A 17,071-nucleotide genomic window follows, 5' to 3' on the forward strand; every position below is an offset into this window, starting at 1 on the left:
GTCCCTCGCGAAGTCACTGGAAGGGGGCGCCGAACGGGGGCGCCGGACGGGGGCCGGAGGAGGCAGGCGAAACGAGCTTACAGCAGGGCGTGGCCGACCGCGCGCACCGCGATGCCGACCATCGCGCCGAGCGCGGCCGGCCTCCACACCGCCGCCACGCGCCGGCCGGCCGAGATCAGCACCGCCACGCCGGCGACGTCGAAGGGGTGGATCAGGAAGCCGGCACTCGCGTTCAGGGTGGCGACGGTGGTCGTGCCCGCCTTCAGCATCTCGTCCATCACGCCCATCATCGCGGTGCCGCCAGCGATGTACTTGGTGAGCGTGAGCAGGATCAGCGCGGGGTCGAGCTCGAACGCGCGCAGCAGCGGGGCGAGCAGCGCGGTGAGCGCGTCGATGCCGCCGCTTGCGCGCAGCGCCATCACCGCCACCAGCGCGAGCACCAGCATCGGGATCGCGCCGACCGAGATCTTGAAGGCCTCGGCGCCGGCGCGGTTGATGACGTCGAGCACACCCTTGGCGTCGTCGGCGACGCGGTGGTGCAGGGTCTCGTCCAGTGGCGCTTCGGCCGCCGACAGGCCGCGGCCGAAGCCATGGTAGGTCACCGCGGCGGCCGCCAGTCCGCCGAGCACCGACAGCACCAGCGCCGGCCCGAAGGCGAGTCCCATCGAGGCCATCGGGAAAGTCACGTTGGCCTGCGCCATCGCCATCACCATGGCCAGCGTGGCGGCGAGGTGGCGGTCGGACGCGCCGCGCCCTTCCATCATGGTGAGCGTGGCCACCGGCGCGGCGAAGCTCACCAGGTTGATCTGCAGCGCGGCGAACACGCCCAGCCCGGTGAGCCCGAGCGGGCGCAGCAGCGGCGCCAGGCGGGCGACCACCCAGTCGAGCACACCGCGCGCCTCGAGCAGGCGCATCAGCGACAGCATCACCACCATGATCGGCAGCAGCACGAAGAGGGAGAGCTCGACCGCCGAGCGGCCGGCCTCGAGGATGATGCGGGTGAGTTGGTCCATCGGCGGTGGGCAAGCGGTTTGCTGCAGTGCAAAAAACAGAATGATACCGTGTCCGGCGGGACGCCCGTGCAAGCCGGCAGCACGGCCACCGCCGATGCTCCGCTACGCAGCCCCGTCCACTGCGGGGCGTGCAGCGCCCGGGCGGAACACCCGCACGCCGCCGAGCACCCCGGCGATCAGCAGCGCGATCCCCGCGCTCTCGGCCATGCCCGGCCAGCGTCCGTACCACAGGAAGGCGTAGAGCAGCGCGGCGAGCGTCTCGAACACGATCAGCTGGCCCACCAGTGCGGCCGGCAGCAGGTGGCTGGCGCGGTTCCACAGCAGGGTGCCGAGCCAGGACGCGGCCAGGCCGAGCAGGATGCACATGCCGACGAAGGCCTCGGGGCGCGGCCCGAGCGGCCAGGCGAAGCCCGCTCCGCCGGGCGCGAGCCGGGTGTCCCACAGCCAGTAGCCGATGCCGGCGACGATCGCCACCGGCAGCGTCGCCAGCCCCTGCGCGGTCGCCCATGCGCGCGACAGCCCGGCACCGCGTGCGCGCAGCCAGCGGCTGTTGCGGATCGGATACCAGGTCCAGCAGGCGAGCGCGCACAGCCCGAAGCCGATGCCCAGCAGGTAGTCGGCGGAGGCGTCGGCGGGCAGTGCGTGCGCGCTCGCCGAATGCACCGCGAACAGGCCGCCGAGGATGAGCGCCAGCGGTGCTGCGAGGCGGATCCACGGCGCGCTGTCCTCGCCGCCGCCGTGGTGGCGGTCGAGCAGGTTCGCGGTGATCGCGATCACCACTGGCAGGGTGCCGATGATCAGGGTCGGCACCGGCCCGCCGGCGAGCTGGATCGCGCTCGCCAACGTGGCGTAGTAGACCAGGTTGCCGACCAGCGCGAGCTTGACCGCCTCGATCCAGTCCGCGCGCGTGAGGCGGGCGAGCGCCGCGCGATCGAACCACGCCAGCCCGAGCGCGAGCACGCCGAAGGCGAGGTAGCGCCCGATCGCGAGCATGAAGGGCGGGTAGTCGGCGAGCAGCAGCGGGGTGAGGAACACCAGGCCCCAGAGCAGGCCCGCGCCGAGCGCGGCGGAGAGACCGGCGAGCATCGGCGCGCTCAGAGCGTCTTGCCGAAATAGTAGACGGTGAGCACGCCGCCGACCGCGATGATGAAGCGGCGCAGCCACAGCGCCGGCAGCTTGCGCGCCACCGCCGCACCCCAGTAGCCGCCGATCGTCGCGGTCACCAGCATGACCAGCGTGTGCGGCCACGACACCGCGTCGGCGATCACGAAGGTCGCCACCGCGACGCTGTAGATCACCGCAGACAGCCAGTTCTTCAGCGCGTTGATCTCGTGCACGTCCTTGAAGCCCTGGATGGCGAGCGCGGCGATCATCAGGATGCCCATGCCGGCGCCGAAGAAGCCGCCATAAAGGGAAACCGCGAGCTGGAATACGTAGCCGCCCGGGCCGATATGGCGTTCGTCGACCCCTTCCGGAGAGGGCTTCCATTTTTTCACCAGCGCGGAGATCTGCGCGCTGAAGGCGAACAATACGGTGGCAAGCAGCAGCAACCAGGGGATCAACTGCGCGAACGCGGCATTGGAAGTGGCCAGCAGCAGCAGGCCGCCGCCGATGCCGCCGACGAAGGCGATCACCGAGAGCATCGGCAGGCTGCGCGAGAAGCGCTTGAGCTCGCGCCGGAACGCCCATGCGCCGGCAAGGCTGCCCGGCCACAGCGAGACCGAGTTGCTCGCGTTGGCCACCACCGGCGGCACGCCGATCGCGAGCAAGGCGGGGAAGGAGAAGAAGGTGCCGCCGCCGGCGACCGAGTTCACCGCGCCTGCGGCGAATGCGGCGGCCCCGATGAGGGCGATCTCGAAGAGGGTGAGGCCGGACATGTGGAGGGCGGGACGTCGGGGAGGGCTGGGTCGACAGGCGTGGTCCGTGCCGGAGTGCGGCCGGCCCGCAAATGGCGCGGCTGCCACGGGGGCGCACCCCCGTGGCGCTGCGTTCTTGCTCGGGCTGGTCTCCTCCGCCCTGAATTGGCGCGCATTCTAATGGAGGCAAATAGCAAAATGTAGGTGTGGGAGAAGAATTTTCTATCGAATACGGGTTCTCCCCGATGCTTCGCGCCCTCGCGTCTGCCGCCACCTCCCCCGGTGATCCACCCGCCCCGGCGGGCCGCATGCGGTGTTGCCGCGCCCTTCGCGCTGGGTTAAGATGCGCGCCCTTGGCCGGTGTAGCTCAGTTGGTAGAGCAGCGCATTCGTAATGCGAAGGTCGGGAGTTCGAGTCTCTTCTCCGGCACCAATGGTTTCAAGCACTCAGGGCGGTCCTTCGGGGTCGCCCTTTTTGCTTTTCAGCTGGCATGTAGCCGTCCTGCAAGCGCCTCGCGGAAGCGATGTGCCGAGTCGCCGAGGGCGTGCGTCCTGCCCGGGCCGCCGGGCTCCCGCTTGCGAGGCCGCTGGGTTATCGTGTCGGTTCCCATTCCAATTGTCTCCGGCCTTGCAGCGATCGCCCTCGATTCCGCGCCGAGGGACGCGGAGCGCCGCTGATGGGGCCGGACGGAGACCGAACATGAAGACTTCCCTGATCCTTACCCTGGTCGGCCCCGATCGTCCCGGCCTGGTGAGCGCGGTGTCGGCCTGCGCCGGCGCCCACGGCGCGAACTGGATGGAGAGCCGCCTGACCCGGCTGGCCGGGCAGTTCGCCGGCGTCGTGCGCCTCGAAGTGGATGCCGCGGCGGCCGACGCGCTCGAGCGCGGCCTGAGCGGGCTGGTTGCGGAAGGGCTCAAGCTGGCCGTCGTGCGGGCCGATGCGGGCGCCGCTGCGCAGGCGCGCCTGGCGCGTCTCGAGCTCGTCGGCCACGATCGTCCCGGCATCGTGCGCGACATTTCGGCCGTGCTCGCTCGCCACGGCCTCAGCATCGATGCGCTGGAGACGGCTTGCGAGAGTGCCTCGATGAGCGGCGAGCCGCTCTTTCGCGCGCGCGCGGAGCTGGCGGTGCCGGCAGGGGTCGGCCTCGCTGCGGTGCGCAACGACCTGGAGGCGCTCGCGAACGAGCTGATGGTCGATCTCGATTTCGAGGAAGTGTCCGAGCCGGCCGGCTGAGGACTCGCGGAGTTCGCGGGGGCGTGGCGCGTGCCGCGCATTCGCTCGACATGCCGGGGCTCCGCAGTGTTCGCGTGCGCTTGCGCGCGCGCCACGTTGGGGCAGCGACGTGGCGATCCGATTGACGCCTACGTCAACGTAATTTAAGGTGCTGCGCTGCAGCGGACGGCGTCCGCCGTCACCGATTTTTCGAGGAGAAAGGCGATGCAGATCGAGAATGGCGTATTCGTGATCACGGGTGGTGGCTCGGGCCTGGGCGCGGCGAGCGCGCGCATGCTGGTCGAAGCCGGTGGCCGCGTGGTGCTGGCCGACGTCAACGCGCAGGCGGGCGAGGCGCTCGCCGCCGAACTCGGCGCTGCGGCCTGCTTCGTGCAGACCGACGTCACCGATGCCGACAGCGCCAAGGCGGCGATCGATACTGCGGTGCAGCGCTTCGGAGGCCTCAACGGCCTGGTCAGCTGCGCCGGTGTGGCGCCAGCCGAAAAGGTGGTGGGCCGCGAGGGGCCGCATCGGCTCGAGAGCTTCGCGCGTACCGTTTCGATCAACCTGATCGGCACCTTCAACATGTTGCGCCTCGCCGCCGACGTCATGAGCAAGGCCGCGCCCAATGCCGGCGGCGAGCGTGGCGTGATCGTGAATACCGCGTCGGTGGCCGCCTTCGACGGCCAGGTCGGACAGGCCGGCTACGCCTCGTCCAAGGCTGGCGTGGTCGGACTCACGCTGCCGGTGGCGCGCGAGCTGTCCCGCTTCGGCATCCGCGTAATGGCCATCGCCCCCGGCATCATGGAGACGCCGATGCTGATGGGCATGCCGCAAGAGGTGCAGGACTCGCTCGGCAAGATGGTTCCCTTCCCCTCGCGTCTGGGCAAGCCCGCCGAGTTCGCCGCGCTGGTGCGCCACATCGTCGAGAACGCCTACCTGAACGGCGAGGTGATCCGCCTCGACGGCGCGATCCGCATGGCCGCCAAGTAGGAAGGCGTCGCACCGCAGCAGCCGCCTGCCGGTGATGCTGCGGTGCAATAGCCGGGGCGGGTGAATTATGTTATTAAACCGGTTCCAATTCTTCCCGCCCCGCGCATCTGCGCTCGGGGCGGTTTCGCTTGGCGCCGATGACTCCTGTAGAACAGCCCGTTTCCGCGGCCGCCGCCGCAGCCGATGCCGCCGCGGATCGCGACTGCTATCACTGCGGTCTGCCGATTCCTCCCGAGACGCGGCACTACGTGCGCATCGACGGCCGCGAGCGGCGCATGTGCTGCGTCGGCTGCGAGGCGGTGGCGCAGTCGATCGTCGATAACGGCCTGGTGGATTACTACCGCCATCGCGACGCGATGCCCGAGACGCGGCGCGAGGCCATGCCGGTCGAACTGCAGGAGCTCGGCCTCTTCGATCACCCCGACTTCCAGAAGAGCTTCGTGCGCCCGGTCGGCGAGCACGAGCGCGAAGCCGCGTTGATCCTCGAGGGCATCACCTGCGCCGCCTGCGTGTGGCTCAACGAGAACCACGTCGCCCGCCTGTCCGGCGTGTCGGCGATCGAGATCAACTACGCCACCCGGCGTGCGCGCGTGCGCTGGGACGAGCGCCGGATCAAGCTTTCCGACATCCTCGCCGCGATCCAGGCGATCGGCTACCGCGCCTATCCCTACGACGCCGAGCGTTCCGAGCAGCTCGCCCATCGTGAGCGGCGCTCGATGCTGTGGCGGGTGTTCGTTGCCGGCTTCGGCATGATGCAGGTGATGATGTACGCCTTCCCGGTCTACGTGGCCGGCGAGGGCGACATGACCTGGGACATCGAGCAGCTGCTGCGCTGGGCCAGCCTGCTGCTGACGCTCCCGGTGGTGCTGTATTCGGCCGCGCCCTTCTTCCAGCGCGCCTGGCGAGACCTGCGCCTGCGCCGCCTGGGCATGGACGTGCCGGTCGCGCTCGGCGTGGGCAGCGCCTTCGCCGCCAGCCTGTGGGCGACGCTGACCGACGGGCCGGAAGTCTATTTCGATTCGGTGACGATGTTCGTGTTCTTCCTGCTCGGCGGGCGCTACCTCGAGATGATCGCGCGCCAGAAGGCGGTACGCGGAGTGGAGGAATTGGGCAAAGCCTTGCCCTCGTTCGCCGAGCGCATCGCCGGCTGGCCGGGGGAGTCCGCCGGCGAACGCGTGCCGACCTCGCAGCTGGTGGCGGGGGACGTGCTGCGTGTGCGCCCGGGCGAGGTGATCCCGGTCGATGGTCTGGTGGTCGAGGGTCGCGGCGAGGCCAACGAGGCGCTGCTGACCGGCGAGAGCATGCCGGTCCCCAAGGCGGTCGGCGATCGTGTCACCGGCGGCAGTATCAACGTGTCCTCGCCGCTGCTGGTGCGCGTCGAGCAGGTCGGCGACGCCACGCGGCTGGCGGCGATCCGTCGCCTCATGGAACGCGCAGCGACCGAGAAGCCGCGCATCGCCTCGCTTTCGGACCGCATCGCCGCCTACTTCATCGTCACCTTGCTGGTGCTGGCCGCGGGAACCGGGGTGGCCTGGTACCTGATCGATCCCGCGCGTGCGCTGTGGGTCTTCGTGTCGGTGCTTGTGGTCGCATGTCCGTGCGCGCTCTCGCTCGCCACGCCGACTGCGCTCACCGTGGCCACGGACACGCTGGCGCGCATGGGTGTGCTGGTGACGCGCGGGCATGCGATCGAAACGCTGGCGCGGGCCAATCGTTTCGTCTTCGACAAGACCGGCACCCTCACGCTCGGCAAGATGCGGGTGGAGGAGGTGTGCGCGCTCGGCAGCGTGGACGCGGACCGGCTGGTGGTGCTGGCCGCGGCGATCGAGCAGGGCTCTGCGCACCCGGTTGCTGCCGGCCTGCGCGCGGCGGCGGGTGAGGCGGCCTTGCCGGCGGTGGCCGAGCTGGCTGCCGAGACCGGGCAGGGGATGCATGGCGTGGTCGAGGGCGAGCGCCTCTGGATCGGCCGCCCGGGCTGGGTCGCGGGTGTCGCCGGCCTCGCCGCGCCTGCTGCGCTCGCGGGCTTCGCCGCGCCCGGCGGCACGGTGATCGCACTCGCCGGGCGGGGCGGCTGGCTGGGGCTGTTCCGCCTTGGCGACAGCCTGCGCGCGGATGCGCCGATGATCACCCGTCGCCTGGCGGCCGAGGGTGCGGCGCTCGGCCTGCTTTCCGGCGACGCGCAGCCGGTGGTGGATGCGGTCGCCGCCCGGCTGGGAATCCACGACGCGCGCGGTGGCCTGGATCCGCAGGGCAAGCAACAGGCGATCGTCGACATGCAGCGCGACGACAGGGCGGTCGTGGCGATGATCGGCGACGGCGTGAACGACGCCCCGGTACTCGCCCAGGCCCACGTTTCGGTGGCGATGGGCGGCGGTACCGACCTCGCGCGCAACCAGGCCGACATCGTGCTGCTCAACGAGCGCTTCGTCAGCCTTGCCGACGGGATCGTGCTTGCGCGCAGGACCCTGCGCATCATCCGGCAGAACCTGTGGTGGTCGTTCGCCTACAATTTCACCTCGGTGCCGCTCGCCATGGCGGGGCTGGTGACCCCGTGGATGGCCGGCATCGGCATGGCGGCGAGTTCCTTGCTCGTCGTGCTCAACGCGATGCGCCTGCAGCGCGCCACGCGCACCGAGCGCGCAGGCGCGGAGAACTGAGATGGAAAGCCTCTACTTGCTGATTCCGCTGTCGGTCGTGCTGGTCTTCGTCATCGGGGTGTTGTTCTGGTGGTCGCTGCGCAGCGGCCAGTACGACGACCTCGAGGGTCCGGCCTACCGGCTGCTGATGGACGACCGCGAACAACTCCCGGCGGACGGGCAGGAGCGGGATGCAGACCCGTCCGGCGAGGTGGCTGCGAATGCGGTTTCCGATCGCCGTACCGGTTCCGCGGGTGAGCAATCGAGGTTTCGTTGACCTGCGTCAACTGCTGTCTCATGTAACGGTGGAAAATGTCGGCGTTGCGACCGATCGCCTTTCATGACGATGGCGAGTGGTCCGGGGTTTATGTCTCTCTGTTGGGGTTGGGGGTGCGTGCAGACGCACCCTTTTTTTTGCCTCTCGAAAGGCATGCCGAAACCGCTGGATGCCTTGCAGGCATTGGCTTCCAGCCCGCTCGCACGATTGCGCGCCGCGCTCGTTGCTGGGTTTCGGGTTTGTTTTTGGACTAACTCCAATTTCCCCTTCCTTGGCCCCGTCTGCTGCAATACAATATTGACTTGTGTCAAATTGCGTATGTGGTCGTGGCGTATTCTCGCCCGAGTGGTTCGCCGCGGAAGTCTGCTGCGGCGCGACGCAAGCAGGGGTTTTCAAAAACAAAGAGGTGATCCAGATGCAATCGCAAGCGACTTATAACTATAAAGTCGTGCGCCAGTTCGCCATCATGACGGTGGTGTGGGGCATCGTGGGCATGCTCGTCGGCGTGATCGCCGCGGCACAGCTCGTGTGGCCCCAGTTGAACGTGCACGAATTCCTGCATTTCGGCAGGCTCCGTCCGCTGCACACCAACGCGGTGATCTTCGCGTTCGGTGGCTGCGCGTTGTTCGCGACGTCGTACTACGTCGTCCAGCGCACTTGTCACACCAGACTGTTCGCGCCGGGCCTGGCCGCGTTCACCTTCTGGGGCTGGCAGCTGGTCATCCTGCTTGCCGCGATCACCCTGCCGCTGGGTTACACCACCTCCAAGGAATACGCCGAGCTCGAATGGCCGATCGACATCCTGATCGCGATCGTGTGGGTGTCCTATGCCATCGTGTTCTTCGGCACCATTGCCAGGCGCAAGGTCTCGCACATCTATGTGGCGAACTGGTTCTTCGGCGGCTTCATCCTCACCGTCGCGCTGCTCCACATCGTGAACAGCGCCGCGATCCCCGTCTCGCTGACCAGCATGAAGTCCTATTCGGCCTATGCCGGCGTGCAGGACGCGATGATCCAGTGGTGGTACGGGCACAACGCGGTGGGCTTCTTCCTGACTGCGGGCTTCCTCGGCATGATGTACTACTTCGTGCCCAAGCAGGCCGACCGTCCGGTGTATTCCTATCGCCTGTCGGTGGTGCACTTCTGGGCGCTGATCTTCACCTACATGTGGGCGGGTCCGCACCACCTGCACTACACCGCGCTGCCCGACTGGACCCAGTCCGTGGGCATGGTGTTCTCGCTGATCCTGCTGGCGCCGTCCTGGGGCGGCATGATCAACGGCGTGCTGACCCTGTCGGGCGCCTGGCACAAGCTGCGCACCGACCCGATCCTGAAGTTCCTCATCACCTCGCTGTCCTTCTACGGCATGTCGACCTTCGAAGGCCCGATGATGTCGATCAAGACGGTCAACGCGCTGTCTCACTACACCGACTGGACCGTCGGCCACGTGCACTCCGGCGCGCTCGGCTGGGTGGCGATGATCTCCATCGGCTCGGTGTACTTCCTGCTGCCGCGCCTCTACGGCAAGAGCGAGATGTACAGCGTCAAGCTGATCAACGCCCACTTCTGGATCGCCACCATCGGCATCGTGCTGTACATCGCCTCGATGTGGATCTCTGGTGTGATGCAGGGCCTGATGTGGCGCGCGACCAACCCGGACGGCACGCTGACCTACTCCTTCGTCGAGTCGGTCAAGGCCAGCTACCCGTTCTGGACGATCCGCTTCATCGGCGGCGCGATGTTCCTCGGCGGCATGCTGATCATGTTCTACAACATGGTGAAGACGATCGCCGGCCAGAAGGCCTATGACGCCCCGGTGCTCGCGCCCGCGGCTGCCCACGCCTGATCGGAGAACAACAACATGGCTCAATCGAAACACGAAAAGATCGAACGCAACGTATTCCTCATGATCGTGCTCACGCTGATGACCGTCAGCGTGGGTGGTCTGGTGGAGATCGTGCCGCTGTTCTTCCAGCACTCGACCACCACCGCGATCGACCACAAGGGCAATGCGCTCGACGTCAAGCCGTACGATCCGGTCCGTCTCGTGGGGCGCGACATCTACGTCCGCGAAGGCTGCTACAACTGCCACTCGCAGATGATCCGTCCGTTCCGCGCCGAGACCGAGCGCTACGGCCACTATTCGGTCGCCGGCGAGTACATCTACGACCACCCGTTCCAGTGGGGCTCCAAACGCACCGGTCCGGACCTCGCCCGCGTCGGTGGCCGCTACTCCGACGAATGGCAGCGTGTGCACCTGCTCAATCCTCGCGACGTCGTGCCCGAGTCGAACATGCCAGCCTTCCCCTGGCTCGATCGCCCGGTCAGGGCGGCGGACATCCAGGACCGCATGCGCGCGCTCAACAAGGTCGGTCTGCACAAGTACAGCGACGAGGAGATCGCCGCCGCGCCGGCCGCGCTCGAGGGCAAGACCGAACTCGACGCCGTCGTGGCCTACCTCCAGGGGTTGGGCACCGCGATTTCGCACTTCAGGTAAGGAAGCACTCGCGCCGTGGATATCAACGATTTCCGTAGCCTGATCACCGTGCTTGGGCTGCTCTGCTTCCTGGGTATCTGTGCCTGGGCGTACAGCAAGCAGGCGAAGGCCGGTTTCGACGAGGCGGCGCGTCTGCCCCTGAGCGACGACGACCTACCGGCCCCGCGCGGCCGGCAAGACCAAGAGGGAAAAACAAATGGCTGACTTCATCAGCGGTTTCTGGAACATGTATGTGATGGTCCTCGTGGCCCTCTCCATCCTGTTCTGTGTGTTCGTGCTGGCGTCGAACATGACCAAGCGCGAGAAAGGGCCGGTGCAATTGCATGGCCATGTGTGGGATGAAACGCTTGCGGAGTACAACAACCCCCTGCCGCGGTGGTGGATGTACCTGTTCTGGATCACCATCGTGTTCGCGGTGGTTTACCTGGCGATCTATCCCGGCTTTGGCCGCAGCAACCAGAGCCGCGGTCAGTGGGCGCAGTACGATGCGGAGATGCAGGCCGCCCAGGAGCGTTTCGGTCCCGTGTTCGCCAAGTATCGCGAGATGGACGTGATGGCGGTCGCCGCCGATCCCGAAGCCAACGCGATGGGCAAGCGCCTGTTCCTGACCTACTGCCAGCAGTGCCACGGCGCGGCGGCGCAGGGTGCGAAGAGCTTCCCCAACCTGACCGACAGCGAGTGGCTGTGGGGCGGTGCGCCGGAAAACATCAAGGAGACCATCACGAACGGGCGTAACGGCGTGATGCCTCCGTTCGGTCCCGCGCTCGGCGCCGACGGTGTCAAGGATGTCGCCAACTACGTGCGTTCGATGAACGGCCTCGCCCACGACTCCGTGCGCGCGCAGCGCGGCAAGGAAGCCTTCGAGTCCAACTGCGTGGCTTGCCACGGTGCGGATGCCAAGGGCAACCCGATGCTCGGCGCGCCCAACCTGACCGACAACCGCTGGCTGTACGGCTCGTCCGAGGCGGTGATCATCGAGACCGTCACCAACGGCCGCAACAACAAGATGCCCGCCTTCGGTGCCTTCCTCGGCGAGGACAAGGTGCACCTGCTCGCCGCCTACGTGCTGAGCCTGAGCAAGAAGTAAGCGTCACCCGCAGTAGCTGCAGCAGCATCGCATCCCCGGGAGGAAGGGGCCCTCCCGGGGTTCTCGATAACAACAAGAACAAGAATTCATCGGTAACAAGGCCATGAAAAGCGCATCCCCCGAGCCGCAGAAGGCGGCAAGACCCTCCAACCCCGAGTCCTCCCAGGACACGCTCTACGCGGCACGCAAGAAGCTCTACGTGCGCTCCGTCACCGGCCTGTTCGCCAACTGGCGGTGGGCGTTGGTGTGGATCACCCAGATCTTGTTCTACGGTCTGCCCTGGCTGAGCTGGAACGACCGCCAGGCCGTGCTTTTCCATCTGACCGAACGCAAGTTCTACATCTTCGGCTGGGTCTTCTGGCCGCAGGACGTGTTCTTTCTCGCGATCCTGTTGATCATCTCGGCCTACGCCCTGTTCTTCTTCACCGCGATCGCGGGCCGCCTGTGGTGCGGATATGCCTGCCCGCAGACGGTGTATACCGAGATCTTCATGTGGATCGAGGAGAAGATCGAGGGCGACCATACCCGCCGCCAGAAGCTCGACCGCGCGCCGATGAGCTCCGGCAAGGCGTTGCGCCGCGCCGTCAAGTTCCTCGTCTGGGGCATCGTCGCGCTGTGGACCGGCTTCACCTTCGTGGCCTATTTCTCCCCGCTCGACGAATTGCTGGCCTCCTTCAACGGCCTCACCTTCGGGCCCTGGGAAACGTTCTGGATCCTGTTCTACGCCGGCTTCACCTACCTCTTCGCCGGCGTGCTGCGCGAGCAGGTGTGCAAGTACATGTGCCCGTACGCGCGCTTCCAGGCGGTGATGTTCGACCCCGACACCCTGGTGATCACCTACGACGAGGCACGTGGCGAGCCGCGCGGAACGCGCAAGAAGGGCATCGATCCGCGCTCCGTGTCCAAGGGCGACTGCATCGACTGCGGCATCTGCGTGCAGGTTTGCCCGACCGGGATCGACATCCGCGATGGCCTGCAGTACGAATGCATCGGCTGTGCCGCCTGCATCGACGCCTGCGACCAGGTCATGGACAAGATGAACTACCCGCGCGGCCTGATCCGCTACTCGACCGAGAACGCGATGAAGCGCAATTGGGGCTCCAAGGAGATCCTCGCGCACGTGTTCCGGCCGCGCACGCTGATCTACGGCACCATCCTGGCCGCGATCTGCGCTGCCTTCGTGTGGGGCCTGGCTGCGCGCGAACCGCTGCGCGTCGACGTGCTGCGCGACCGCTCCTCGCTCGGACAGGAGATCGAGGGTGGCCTGATCGAGAACGTGTACCAGCTCCAGGTCATGAACATGACCGAGTCGCCGCGTGCGTTCAGCATCGGCGTCTCCGGCCTGAACGGAATCCGCATCAAGGGTCCGCAGCGGGTCGAGGTCGCGCCGGCCGGCGTGCAGTCGGTCACCGTACAGGTGCACGTCCCCTACGACGAAGGCAAGCCGGGGGCCAACACGATTTTCTTCGACGTCGCTGCGGAGGATGATCCCGCCTTGACGCTCAAGGAAGAGTCCACTTTCCTGGTACCGCGCTGACATGCGAAGCAAGAAGCCCGAAGCCCCGGTCGAGCCCTGGTACCGCCAGGGCTGGCCCTGGTTCCTCATCGCCCTGCCCGCGACCGCGGTGGTCGCCGGCATCGCCACCCTGGTGATCGCCGCGAAGACCTTCGACGGCATGGTGGTCGACGACTACTACAAGGAAGGCCAGGCGATCGTGCAGACCCTCGGCCGCGTCGAGCACGCCCGCGAGCTCGGCTTGCGCGCCGCCTTGCGCATCCGCAGCGACTCGATCCACGTGGAGCTGACGGCTACCGCGCCGGGCAGCCTGCCCGACAGCATCCGCCTGACCGTCGCCCACCCCACGCGGAGTGGCCTCGACCAGGAGCTGCTCGTCCGCGGGCGCTCCGGTGTGTATGAGGCCACGCTCGCACCGCTGAGCACCGGTCGCTGGTTGTTCGTGATACAAGACGAGGCCCGAAGCTGGAGAATGGACGGGTCCGCTTACCTCCCTGCAGAGATGGAGATCCGGATGGATCCGAATGTCTGAGTTTCTTGCAAAGGGAGAAGCACCATGGCCTGGGAATTGTTGTTCAAGAGCGATATCGGTCTGCTGAGCGTCTTCACCATCGTCTTCATTCTGGTGATGGCCGTCTACCTTTACCGCTTCGCCCGCCGCCATATGGCGGAGGACGAGCAGAAGGCCCGTAGCGCCCGCTCATGAGCGATCCGCACCGCGGATGAAAACGGCCCGCACGAGCGGGCCGCATGCTTTGGGGGGGCCGCGCGCGGGGCCGATGCCGGTGTCAGCGGTAGACCAGAACCGGCGTCTTGCTGTGGGTCAGCACCTTTTGCGTCTCGGAGCCGAGCAGCAGGCCTGCGATGCCGCGACGGCCGTGCGAGGCCATGAAGATGAGGTCGCAGCCATGGCGGTCGGCGGCGTCGATGATCGCCTCGTAGGGCACCTCATTGACCGCGGTGTCGCTGTCGCAGGCCACGCCCGCCGCTTCCGCCGCACCGCGCGCCTTTGAAAGGATCGCCTCGGCTTCGGATGCAGCCGATTTCGCGAACTGCTCGGGCGTGGTCGGATCGATCAGCGCGCCCTCGCCGTAGATCGGCATCGGGAAGTCCGGCTGCGAATAGAAGAAGGTGATGCGCGCGCCGGTCTCCTTCGCGAAGGAGACGGCACGGGCGACCGTGCTGTCCGAGAGTGCCGAGCCGTCGGTCGGTACCAGGATGTGCTTGAACATGACGTACGCTCCCTGTGGTGTGTCGTGCTTCGATTATAGCGAGCGGATGGGGTCCGCCATGATTGATCATGATCAAGCCGTCGAGCGATCACGAAGGGCACAGTGGGAACCCCTGAAAGATCGGCGAGGCCAGCGATGATGCTCACCTTCCTTGGCGCTGCGGGCGAGGTCACCGGCTCCTGCCTGCGGGTCGATCACGAGCGCGGTGCATTTCTGGTGGATTGCGGCCTTTTCCAGGGCGGGCGCGAAGCCGACCGCAAGAACCGCGACGCCCTCGATTTCGAGCTGCGCGACATCGATTTCGTGCTCCTCACCCACGCCCATCTCGATCACTCCGGCCTGCTGCCGCGCCTCGTGGCACTGGGATATCGAGGGCGCATCTTCGCCACCACGGCCACTGTCGATCTGCTCGGCGTGATGTTGATGGATTCCGCCCATATCCAGGAGAAGGAGGCCGAGTGGGCGCTGCGCGACACGCGCTCGCGCAAGATGGCACGCCGGGCGGAGGTGGCCCCGCTCTACACCGTGGAGCAGGCGCGTACCAGTCTGGGCCGTTTCGTCCCCACCGACTACGACGACTGGATCGAGCCCGGCCCGGGCGTGCGCTGCCGCTTCCGTGACGCCGGGCACATCCTCGGTTCGGCGATCCTCGAGATCGACGTCGGCGAGCGCGGCCACACCCGCCGGCTGGTCGCCTCGGGCGACATTGGCCAGCCGATGCGCCCGGTGCTGCGGGACCCGGTGCGGATCGCCCGGGCCGACTACCTGTGCGTCGAGTCGACCTACGGCAACCGCGCCCACCGCTCCTTCGCCGCCACCTGCGACGAGCTCGCGCTCGCCTTGCGGCGCACGCTCGAGGTCGATGGCGGCAACGTGATCATCCCGGCGTTCGCGGTCGGGCGTACCCAGGAAGTGCTGTTCGTGCTCGCCGACCTGGTGCGCGCCGGACGCATCGCCCGGCTCGACGTCGTGGTCGACTCGCCGATGGCCTCTGCGGTCACCGCGCTCACCGTGCGCCACACCGCCCTCTGGGACGATGAGACGCGTGCGCTCTACGCCTGGGCCGAGGCCAACTCGGGACGCTTCCGTGTGCGGTTCGTGCAGGACGTCGAGGAATCGAAGGCGCTCAATGCGGTGCCGGGCGGGCTGGTCGTGATCTCGGCAAGCGGCATGTGCGATGCCGGTCGGATCAAGCACCACCTGCGCCACAACCTCGGCCGGCGCGAGTGCGCAGTGGTCATCGCAGGCTTCCAGGCTGCCGGCACGCTCGGCCGCCGGCTGGTCGACGGTGCGCACCAGGTCACCCTGTTCGGCGAACGTATCCCGGTGCGTGCGCGCATCCATACCATCGGCGGGCTCTCCGCCCACGCCGACCAGCCCGCACTCCTCGACTGGCTGCGCGGCTTCGGCGAGGCGCCGCGGCGCACCTTCGTGGCGCACGGCGAGCCGGCCGCCTCCGCCACCTTCGTCGAGGCGGTCGAGCGCGAACTGGGCTGGAGCAGGGTCGAGGCGGCGCGGCCCGGCGTGCCGGTCGTGCTCGAGTGAGCGTCCGCGCGCAAGCGGACCGGGAGGGCGGCGAGGGCCGCTCAGGCGTTGTAGCGCGACAGCCGTACCGGATCGTGCAGACTCACGCGCTTGCCCTGCACGGTGATCAGGCCGGCGTCGCTGAGGTCGTGGAAGATGCGCGACAGGGTCTCGGGCGTCAGGTTGAGGCGCGAGGCGATCACCTGCTTGCTCGTCGGCAGCGCGATCTCGCAGGGTGCGTCGTTGTCGGCCACCTGCAGCAGGTAGCCGATCACGCGCTGGGTGCTCGAGCGCAAGGAGTAGGTCTCCACGTCCTGGATCAGCCCGTGCAGGCGGATCGCCATGCCGGCGAGCAGCTTGCGCGCGAAGGTGGAGTCCTGGTCGATGAGTTCGCTCACCACCGCCTGGCCGACGTGCACCAGCACGGTCTCGCTCAGGGCCTCGGCGAAGACCGGGTAGGGGTGGTTCATGAACATCACGGCCTCGCCGAAGCTCTGCATCGGGCCGATGATCTCGACCACCTTCTCGGTGCCTTGCGAGGACGAGAAGGCGAGCTTGACCTGGCCGGAGACCACGAAGTAAAAGCCGTGCGGCAGGTCGCCGCGCTGGAACAGCACTTCGCCGCGGGCGACCTGGCGCTCGCGGGTGTAGCGCGCGACCAGCTGGATGTCCGCCTCCGACAGTTCGCTGAACAGCGGGATGCGGCGCAGCAGGGAGGGGATGTCGAGCGGGGTCGTGTTGGGCATCTGGAACTCTCCGTCTGGGGACGCAATTTCAATTCGGCCGGTTGTCGAGCGGCGCCCTGACCGGCTTTCGTTAGGATCGTGGATGTACTACCTGATCAAGAACCTGCATGTGACCTGCGTCGTGCTGAGCGCCGCCGGCTTCCTGCTGCGCGGCACCTGGATGCTCACCGGCAACGCCCTGCTGCAGCACCGCCTGACGCGGCTCCTGCCGCACCTCGTCGACAGCACGCTGCTGCTGTCTGCGATCACGCTGGCGGTAATGATCGGGCAATACCCCTTCAGCGCCGGCTGGGTCACGGCGAAGGTGATCGGCCTGCTCGCCTACATCCTGCTCGGCACGTTGGCGCTCAAGCGCGGACGTACCCGTGGCGTGCGGCTCGCCGCCTTCGCCGGCGCGATCCTGGTCTATGCGTGGATCGTGTCGGTGGCGCTGAGCAAGAACGTCGCCGGCTACCTCGCCTGAGCCGTCGAGCCCCGGGTCG

The 17,071-nt window shown here is 67.5% G+C and carries 18 protein-coding genes and 1 tRNA gene; 14 read left to right on the forward strand and 5 right to left on the reverse strand.

Features of this window, described 5'->3' with window-relative positions; genetic code table 11:
• Nucleotides 1–77: 77 nt before the first annotated feature.
• From TMZ1T_RS06220 to TMZ1T_RS06230, 3 genes are all read right to left on the reverse strand, one after another.
• Entirely contained in the window at nt 78–1,013 is a 936-nt protein-coding gene (locus TMZ1T_RS06220) for a nucleoside recognition domain-containing protein (RefSeq protein WP_004310243.1), read from the reverse strand.
• Nucleotides 1,014–1,115: 102 nt separating this feature from the next.
• The gene (locus TMZ1T_RS06225) at nt 1,116–2,099 is read right to left on the reverse strand and encodes a DMT family transporter (RefSeq protein WP_004310245.1); all 984 of its coding nucleotides are present in this window, start codon (nt 2,097–2,099) and stop codon (nt 1,116–1,118) included.
• Between the two features lie 8 nt (nt 2,100–2,107).
• Nucleotides 2,108–2,890, reverse strand: a complete 783-nt coding sequence (locus tag TMZ1T_RS06230; RefSeq protein WP_004310247.1) for a sulfite exporter TauE/SafE family protein — start codon at nt 2,888–2,890, stop codon at nt 2,108–2,110.
• A gap of 335 nt (nt 2,891–3,225) precedes the next feature.
• On the opposite strand from TMZ1T_RS06230, the gene TMZ1T_RS06235 reads away from it, so the two are divergent.
• The 12 genes from TMZ1T_RS06235 (at nt 3,226) to TMZ1T_RS20500 (ending at nt 13,793) form a co-directional block, all read left to right on the forward strand.
• Nucleotides 3,226–3,301: transfer RNA gene (locus TMZ1T_RS06235), tRNA-Thr, on the forward strand.
• A 267-nt stretch (nt 3,302–3,568) separates the two neighbouring features.
• The gene (locus TMZ1T_RS06240; RefSeq protein WP_004310249.1) at nt 3,569–4,102 is read left to right on the forward strand and encodes a glycine cleavage system protein R; all 534 of its coding nucleotides are present in this window, start codon (nt 3,569–3,571) and stop codon (nt 4,100–4,102) included.
• A gap of 204 nt (nt 4,103–4,306) precedes the next feature.
• Entirely contained in the window at nt 4,307–5,074 is a 768-nt protein-coding gene (locus TMZ1T_RS06245; RefSeq protein WP_012584944.1) for an SDR family NAD(P)-dependent oxidoreductase, read from the forward strand.
• Nucleotides 5,075–5,211: 137 nt separating this feature from the next.
• Entirely contained in the window at nt 5,212–7,731 is a 2,520-nt protein-coding gene (locus TMZ1T_RS06250; RefSeq protein ID WP_012584945.1) for a heavy metal translocating P-type ATPase, read from the forward strand.
• Between the two features lies 1 nt (nt 7,732).
• On the forward strand, nt 7,733–7,987 hold the full coding sequence (ccoS, locus tag TMZ1T_RS06255; protein ID WP_012584946.1) for a cbb3-type cytochrome oxidase assembly protein CcoS: 255 nt from the start codon (nt 7,733–7,735) through the stop codon (nt 7,985–7,987).
• A gap of 415 nt (nt 7,988–8,402) precedes the next feature.
• Nucleotides 8,403–9,833 carry a cytochrome-c oxidase, cbb3-type subunit I gene (gene ccoN / locus TMZ1T_RS06260; RefSeq protein ID WP_004303745.1) on the forward strand — a complete coding sequence of 477 codons (1,431 nt, stop codon included), beginning with the start codon at nt 8,403–8,405 and terminating at the stop codon, nt 9,831–9,833.
• Nucleotides 9,834–9,848: 15 nt separating this feature from the next.
• On the forward strand, nt 9,849–10,484 hold the full coding sequence (gene ccoO / locus TMZ1T_RS06265) for a cytochrome-c oxidase, cbb3-type subunit II (protein WP_004303747.1): 636 nt from the start codon (nt 9,849–9,851) through the stop codon (nt 10,482–10,484).
• 15 nt (nt 10,485–10,499) lie between these two features.
• Nucleotides 10,500–10,688, forward strand: a complete 189-nt coding sequence (locus TMZ1T_RS06270; protein ID WP_004303748.1) for a CcoQ/FixQ family Cbb3-type cytochrome c oxidase assembly chaperone — start codon at nt 10,500–10,502, stop codon at nt 10,686–10,688.
• Nucleotides 10,681–11,571, forward strand: coding sequence for a cytochrome-c oxidase, cbb3-type subunit III (gene ccoP, locus TMZ1T_RS06275; RefSeq protein WP_004303750.1), 891 nt, complete (start codon nt 10,681–10,683; stop codon nt 11,569–11,571). The genes TMZ1T_RS06270 and ccoP overlap by 8 nt, the downstream gene beginning before the upstream one ends.
• 103 nt (nt 11,572–11,674) lie before the next feature.
• Nucleotides 11,675–13,108 (forward strand): cytochrome c oxidase accessory protein CcoG, encoded by a 1,434-nt coding sequence (gene ccoG, locus TMZ1T_RS06280; protein WP_004303752.1) that lies wholly within the window; start codon nt 11,675–11,677, stop codon nt 13,106–13,108.
• A gap of 1 nt (nt 13,109) precedes the next feature.
• Entirely contained in the window at nt 13,110–13,619 is a 510-nt protein-coding gene (locus tag TMZ1T_RS06285) for a FixH family protein (RefSeq protein ID WP_004303753.1), read from the forward strand.
• 24 nt (nt 13,620–13,643) lie between these two features.
• The gene (locus tag TMZ1T_RS20500) at nt 13,644–13,793 is read left to right on the forward strand and encodes a DUF3149 domain-containing protein (protein WP_012584947.1); all 150 of its coding nucleotides are present in this window, start codon (nt 13,644–13,646) and stop codon (nt 13,791–13,793) included.
• Between the two features lie 82 nt (nt 13,794–13,875).
• Here the strand turns inward: TMZ1T_RS20500 and TMZ1T_RS06290 are convergent, their stop codons facing one another.
• A complete protein-coding gene (locus tag TMZ1T_RS06290) occupies nt 13,876–14,319 on the reverse strand; it encodes a universal stress protein (RefSeq protein WP_004303756.1) in 444 nt (147 codons plus the stop codon).
• Between the two features lie 135 nt (nt 14,320–14,454).
• Here TMZ1T_RS06290 and TMZ1T_RS06295 point away from each other — a divergent pair, with 135 nt between their 5' ends.
• Complete coding sequence (locus TMZ1T_RS06295) at nt 14,455–15,864, forward strand: MBL fold metallo-hydrolase RNA specificity domain-containing protein (RefSeq protein ID WP_012584948.1); 1,410 nt, start codon at nt 14,455–14,457, stop codon at nt 15,862–15,864.
• Nucleotides 15,865–15,905: 41 nt separating this feature from the next.
• Here TMZ1T_RS06295 and TMZ1T_RS06300 read toward each other — a convergent pair whose 3' ends face one another.
• On the reverse strand, nt 15,906–16,589 hold the full coding sequence (locus TMZ1T_RS06300; protein ID WP_004303758.1) for a Crp/Fnr family transcriptional regulator: 684 nt from the start codon (nt 16,587–16,589) through the stop codon (nt 15,906–15,908).
• Nucleotides 16,590–16,671: 82 nt separating this feature from the next.
• Between TMZ1T_RS06300 and TMZ1T_RS06305 the strand changes: the two genes are divergently transcribed.
• Nucleotides 16,672–17,052: a SirB2 family protein gene (locus TMZ1T_RS06305; RefSeq protein WP_004303759.1), complete on the forward strand. Its 381-nt coding sequence runs from the start codon at nt 16,672–16,674 to the stop codon at nt 17,050–17,052.
• Nucleotides 17,053–17,071: the final 19 nt, after the last annotated feature.

This window comes from Thauera aminoaromatica (genome assembly GCF_000021765.1).
In the GTDB taxonomy this organism is placed as follows: domain Bacteria; phylum Pseudomonadota; class Gammaproteobacteria; order Burkholderiales; family Rhodocyclaceae; genus Thauera; species Thauera aminoaromatica.

Excerpts from the sequence above, each read along its gene's own strand:
- TMZ1T_RS06245 (WP_012584944.1), top strand. The coding sequence starts at position 4,307 with ATGCAGATCGAGAATGGCGTATTCGTGATCACGGGTGGTGGCTCGGGC.
- TMZ1T_RS20500 (WP_012584947.1), top strand. The coding sequence starts at position 13,644 with ATGGCCTGGGAATTGTTGTTCAAGAGCGATATCGGTCTGCTGAGCGTC.
- TMZ1T_RS06225 (WP_004310245.1), bottom strand. The coding sequence starts at position 2,099 with ATGCTCGCCGGTCTCTCCGCCGCGCTCGGCGCGGGCCTGCTCTGGGGC.
- TMZ1T_RS06285 (WP_004303753.1), top strand. The coding sequence starts at position 13,110 with ATGCGAAGCAAGAAGCCCGAAGCCCCGGTCGAGCCCTGGTACCGCCAG.
- TMZ1T_RS06220 (WP_004310243.1), bottom strand. The coding sequence starts at position 1,013 with ATGGACCAACTCACCCGCATCATCCTCGAGGCCGGCCGCTCGGCGGTC.
- ccoS (WP_012584946.1), top strand. The coding sequence starts at position 7,733 with ATGGAAAGCCTCTACTTGCTGATTCCGCTGTCGGTCGTGCTGGTCTTC.
- ccoP (WP_004303750.1), top strand. The coding sequence starts at position 10,681 with ATGGCTGACTTCATCAGCGGTTTCTGGAACATGTATGTGATGGTCCTC.
- TMZ1T_RS06295 (WP_012584948.1), top strand. The coding sequence starts at position 14,455 with ATGATGCTCACCTTCCTTGGCGCTGCGGGCGAGGTCACCGGCTCCTGC.
- TMZ1T_RS06240 (WP_004310249.1), top strand. The coding sequence starts at position 3,569 with ATGAAGACTTCCCTGATCCTTACCCTGGTCGGCCCCGATCGTCCCGGC.
- TMZ1T_RS06290 (WP_004303756.1), bottom strand. The coding sequence starts at position 14,319 with ATGTTCAAGCACATCCTGGTACCGACCGACGGCTCGGCACTCTCGGAC.
- ccoN (WP_004303745.1), top strand. The coding sequence starts at position 8,403 with ATGCAATCGCAAGCGACTTATAACTATAAAGTCGTGCGCCAGTTCGCC.
- ccoG (WP_004303752.1), top strand. The coding sequence starts at position 11,675 with ATGAAAAGCGCATCCCCCGAGCCGCAGAAGGCGGCAAGACCCTCCAAC.
- TMZ1T_RS06250 (WP_012584945.1), top strand. The coding sequence starts at position 5,212 with ATGACTCCTGTAGAACAGCCCGTTTCCGCGGCCGCCGCCGCAGCCGAT.
- TMZ1T_RS06300 (WP_004303758.1), bottom strand. The coding sequence starts at position 16,589 with ATGCCCAACACGACCCCGCTCGACATCCCCTCCCTGCTGCGCCGCATC.
- TMZ1T_RS06305 (WP_004303759.1), top strand. The coding sequence starts at position 16,672 with ATGTACTACCTGATCAAGAACCTGCATGTGACCTGCGTCGTGCTGAGC.
- TMZ1T_RS06230 (WP_004310247.1), bottom strand. The coding sequence starts at position 2,890 with ATGTCCGGCCTCACCCTCTTCGAGATCGCCCTCATCGGGGCCGCCGCA.
- ccoO (WP_004303747.1), top strand. The coding sequence starts at position 9,849 with ATGGCTCAATCGAAACACGAAAAGATCGAACGCAACGTATTCCTCATG.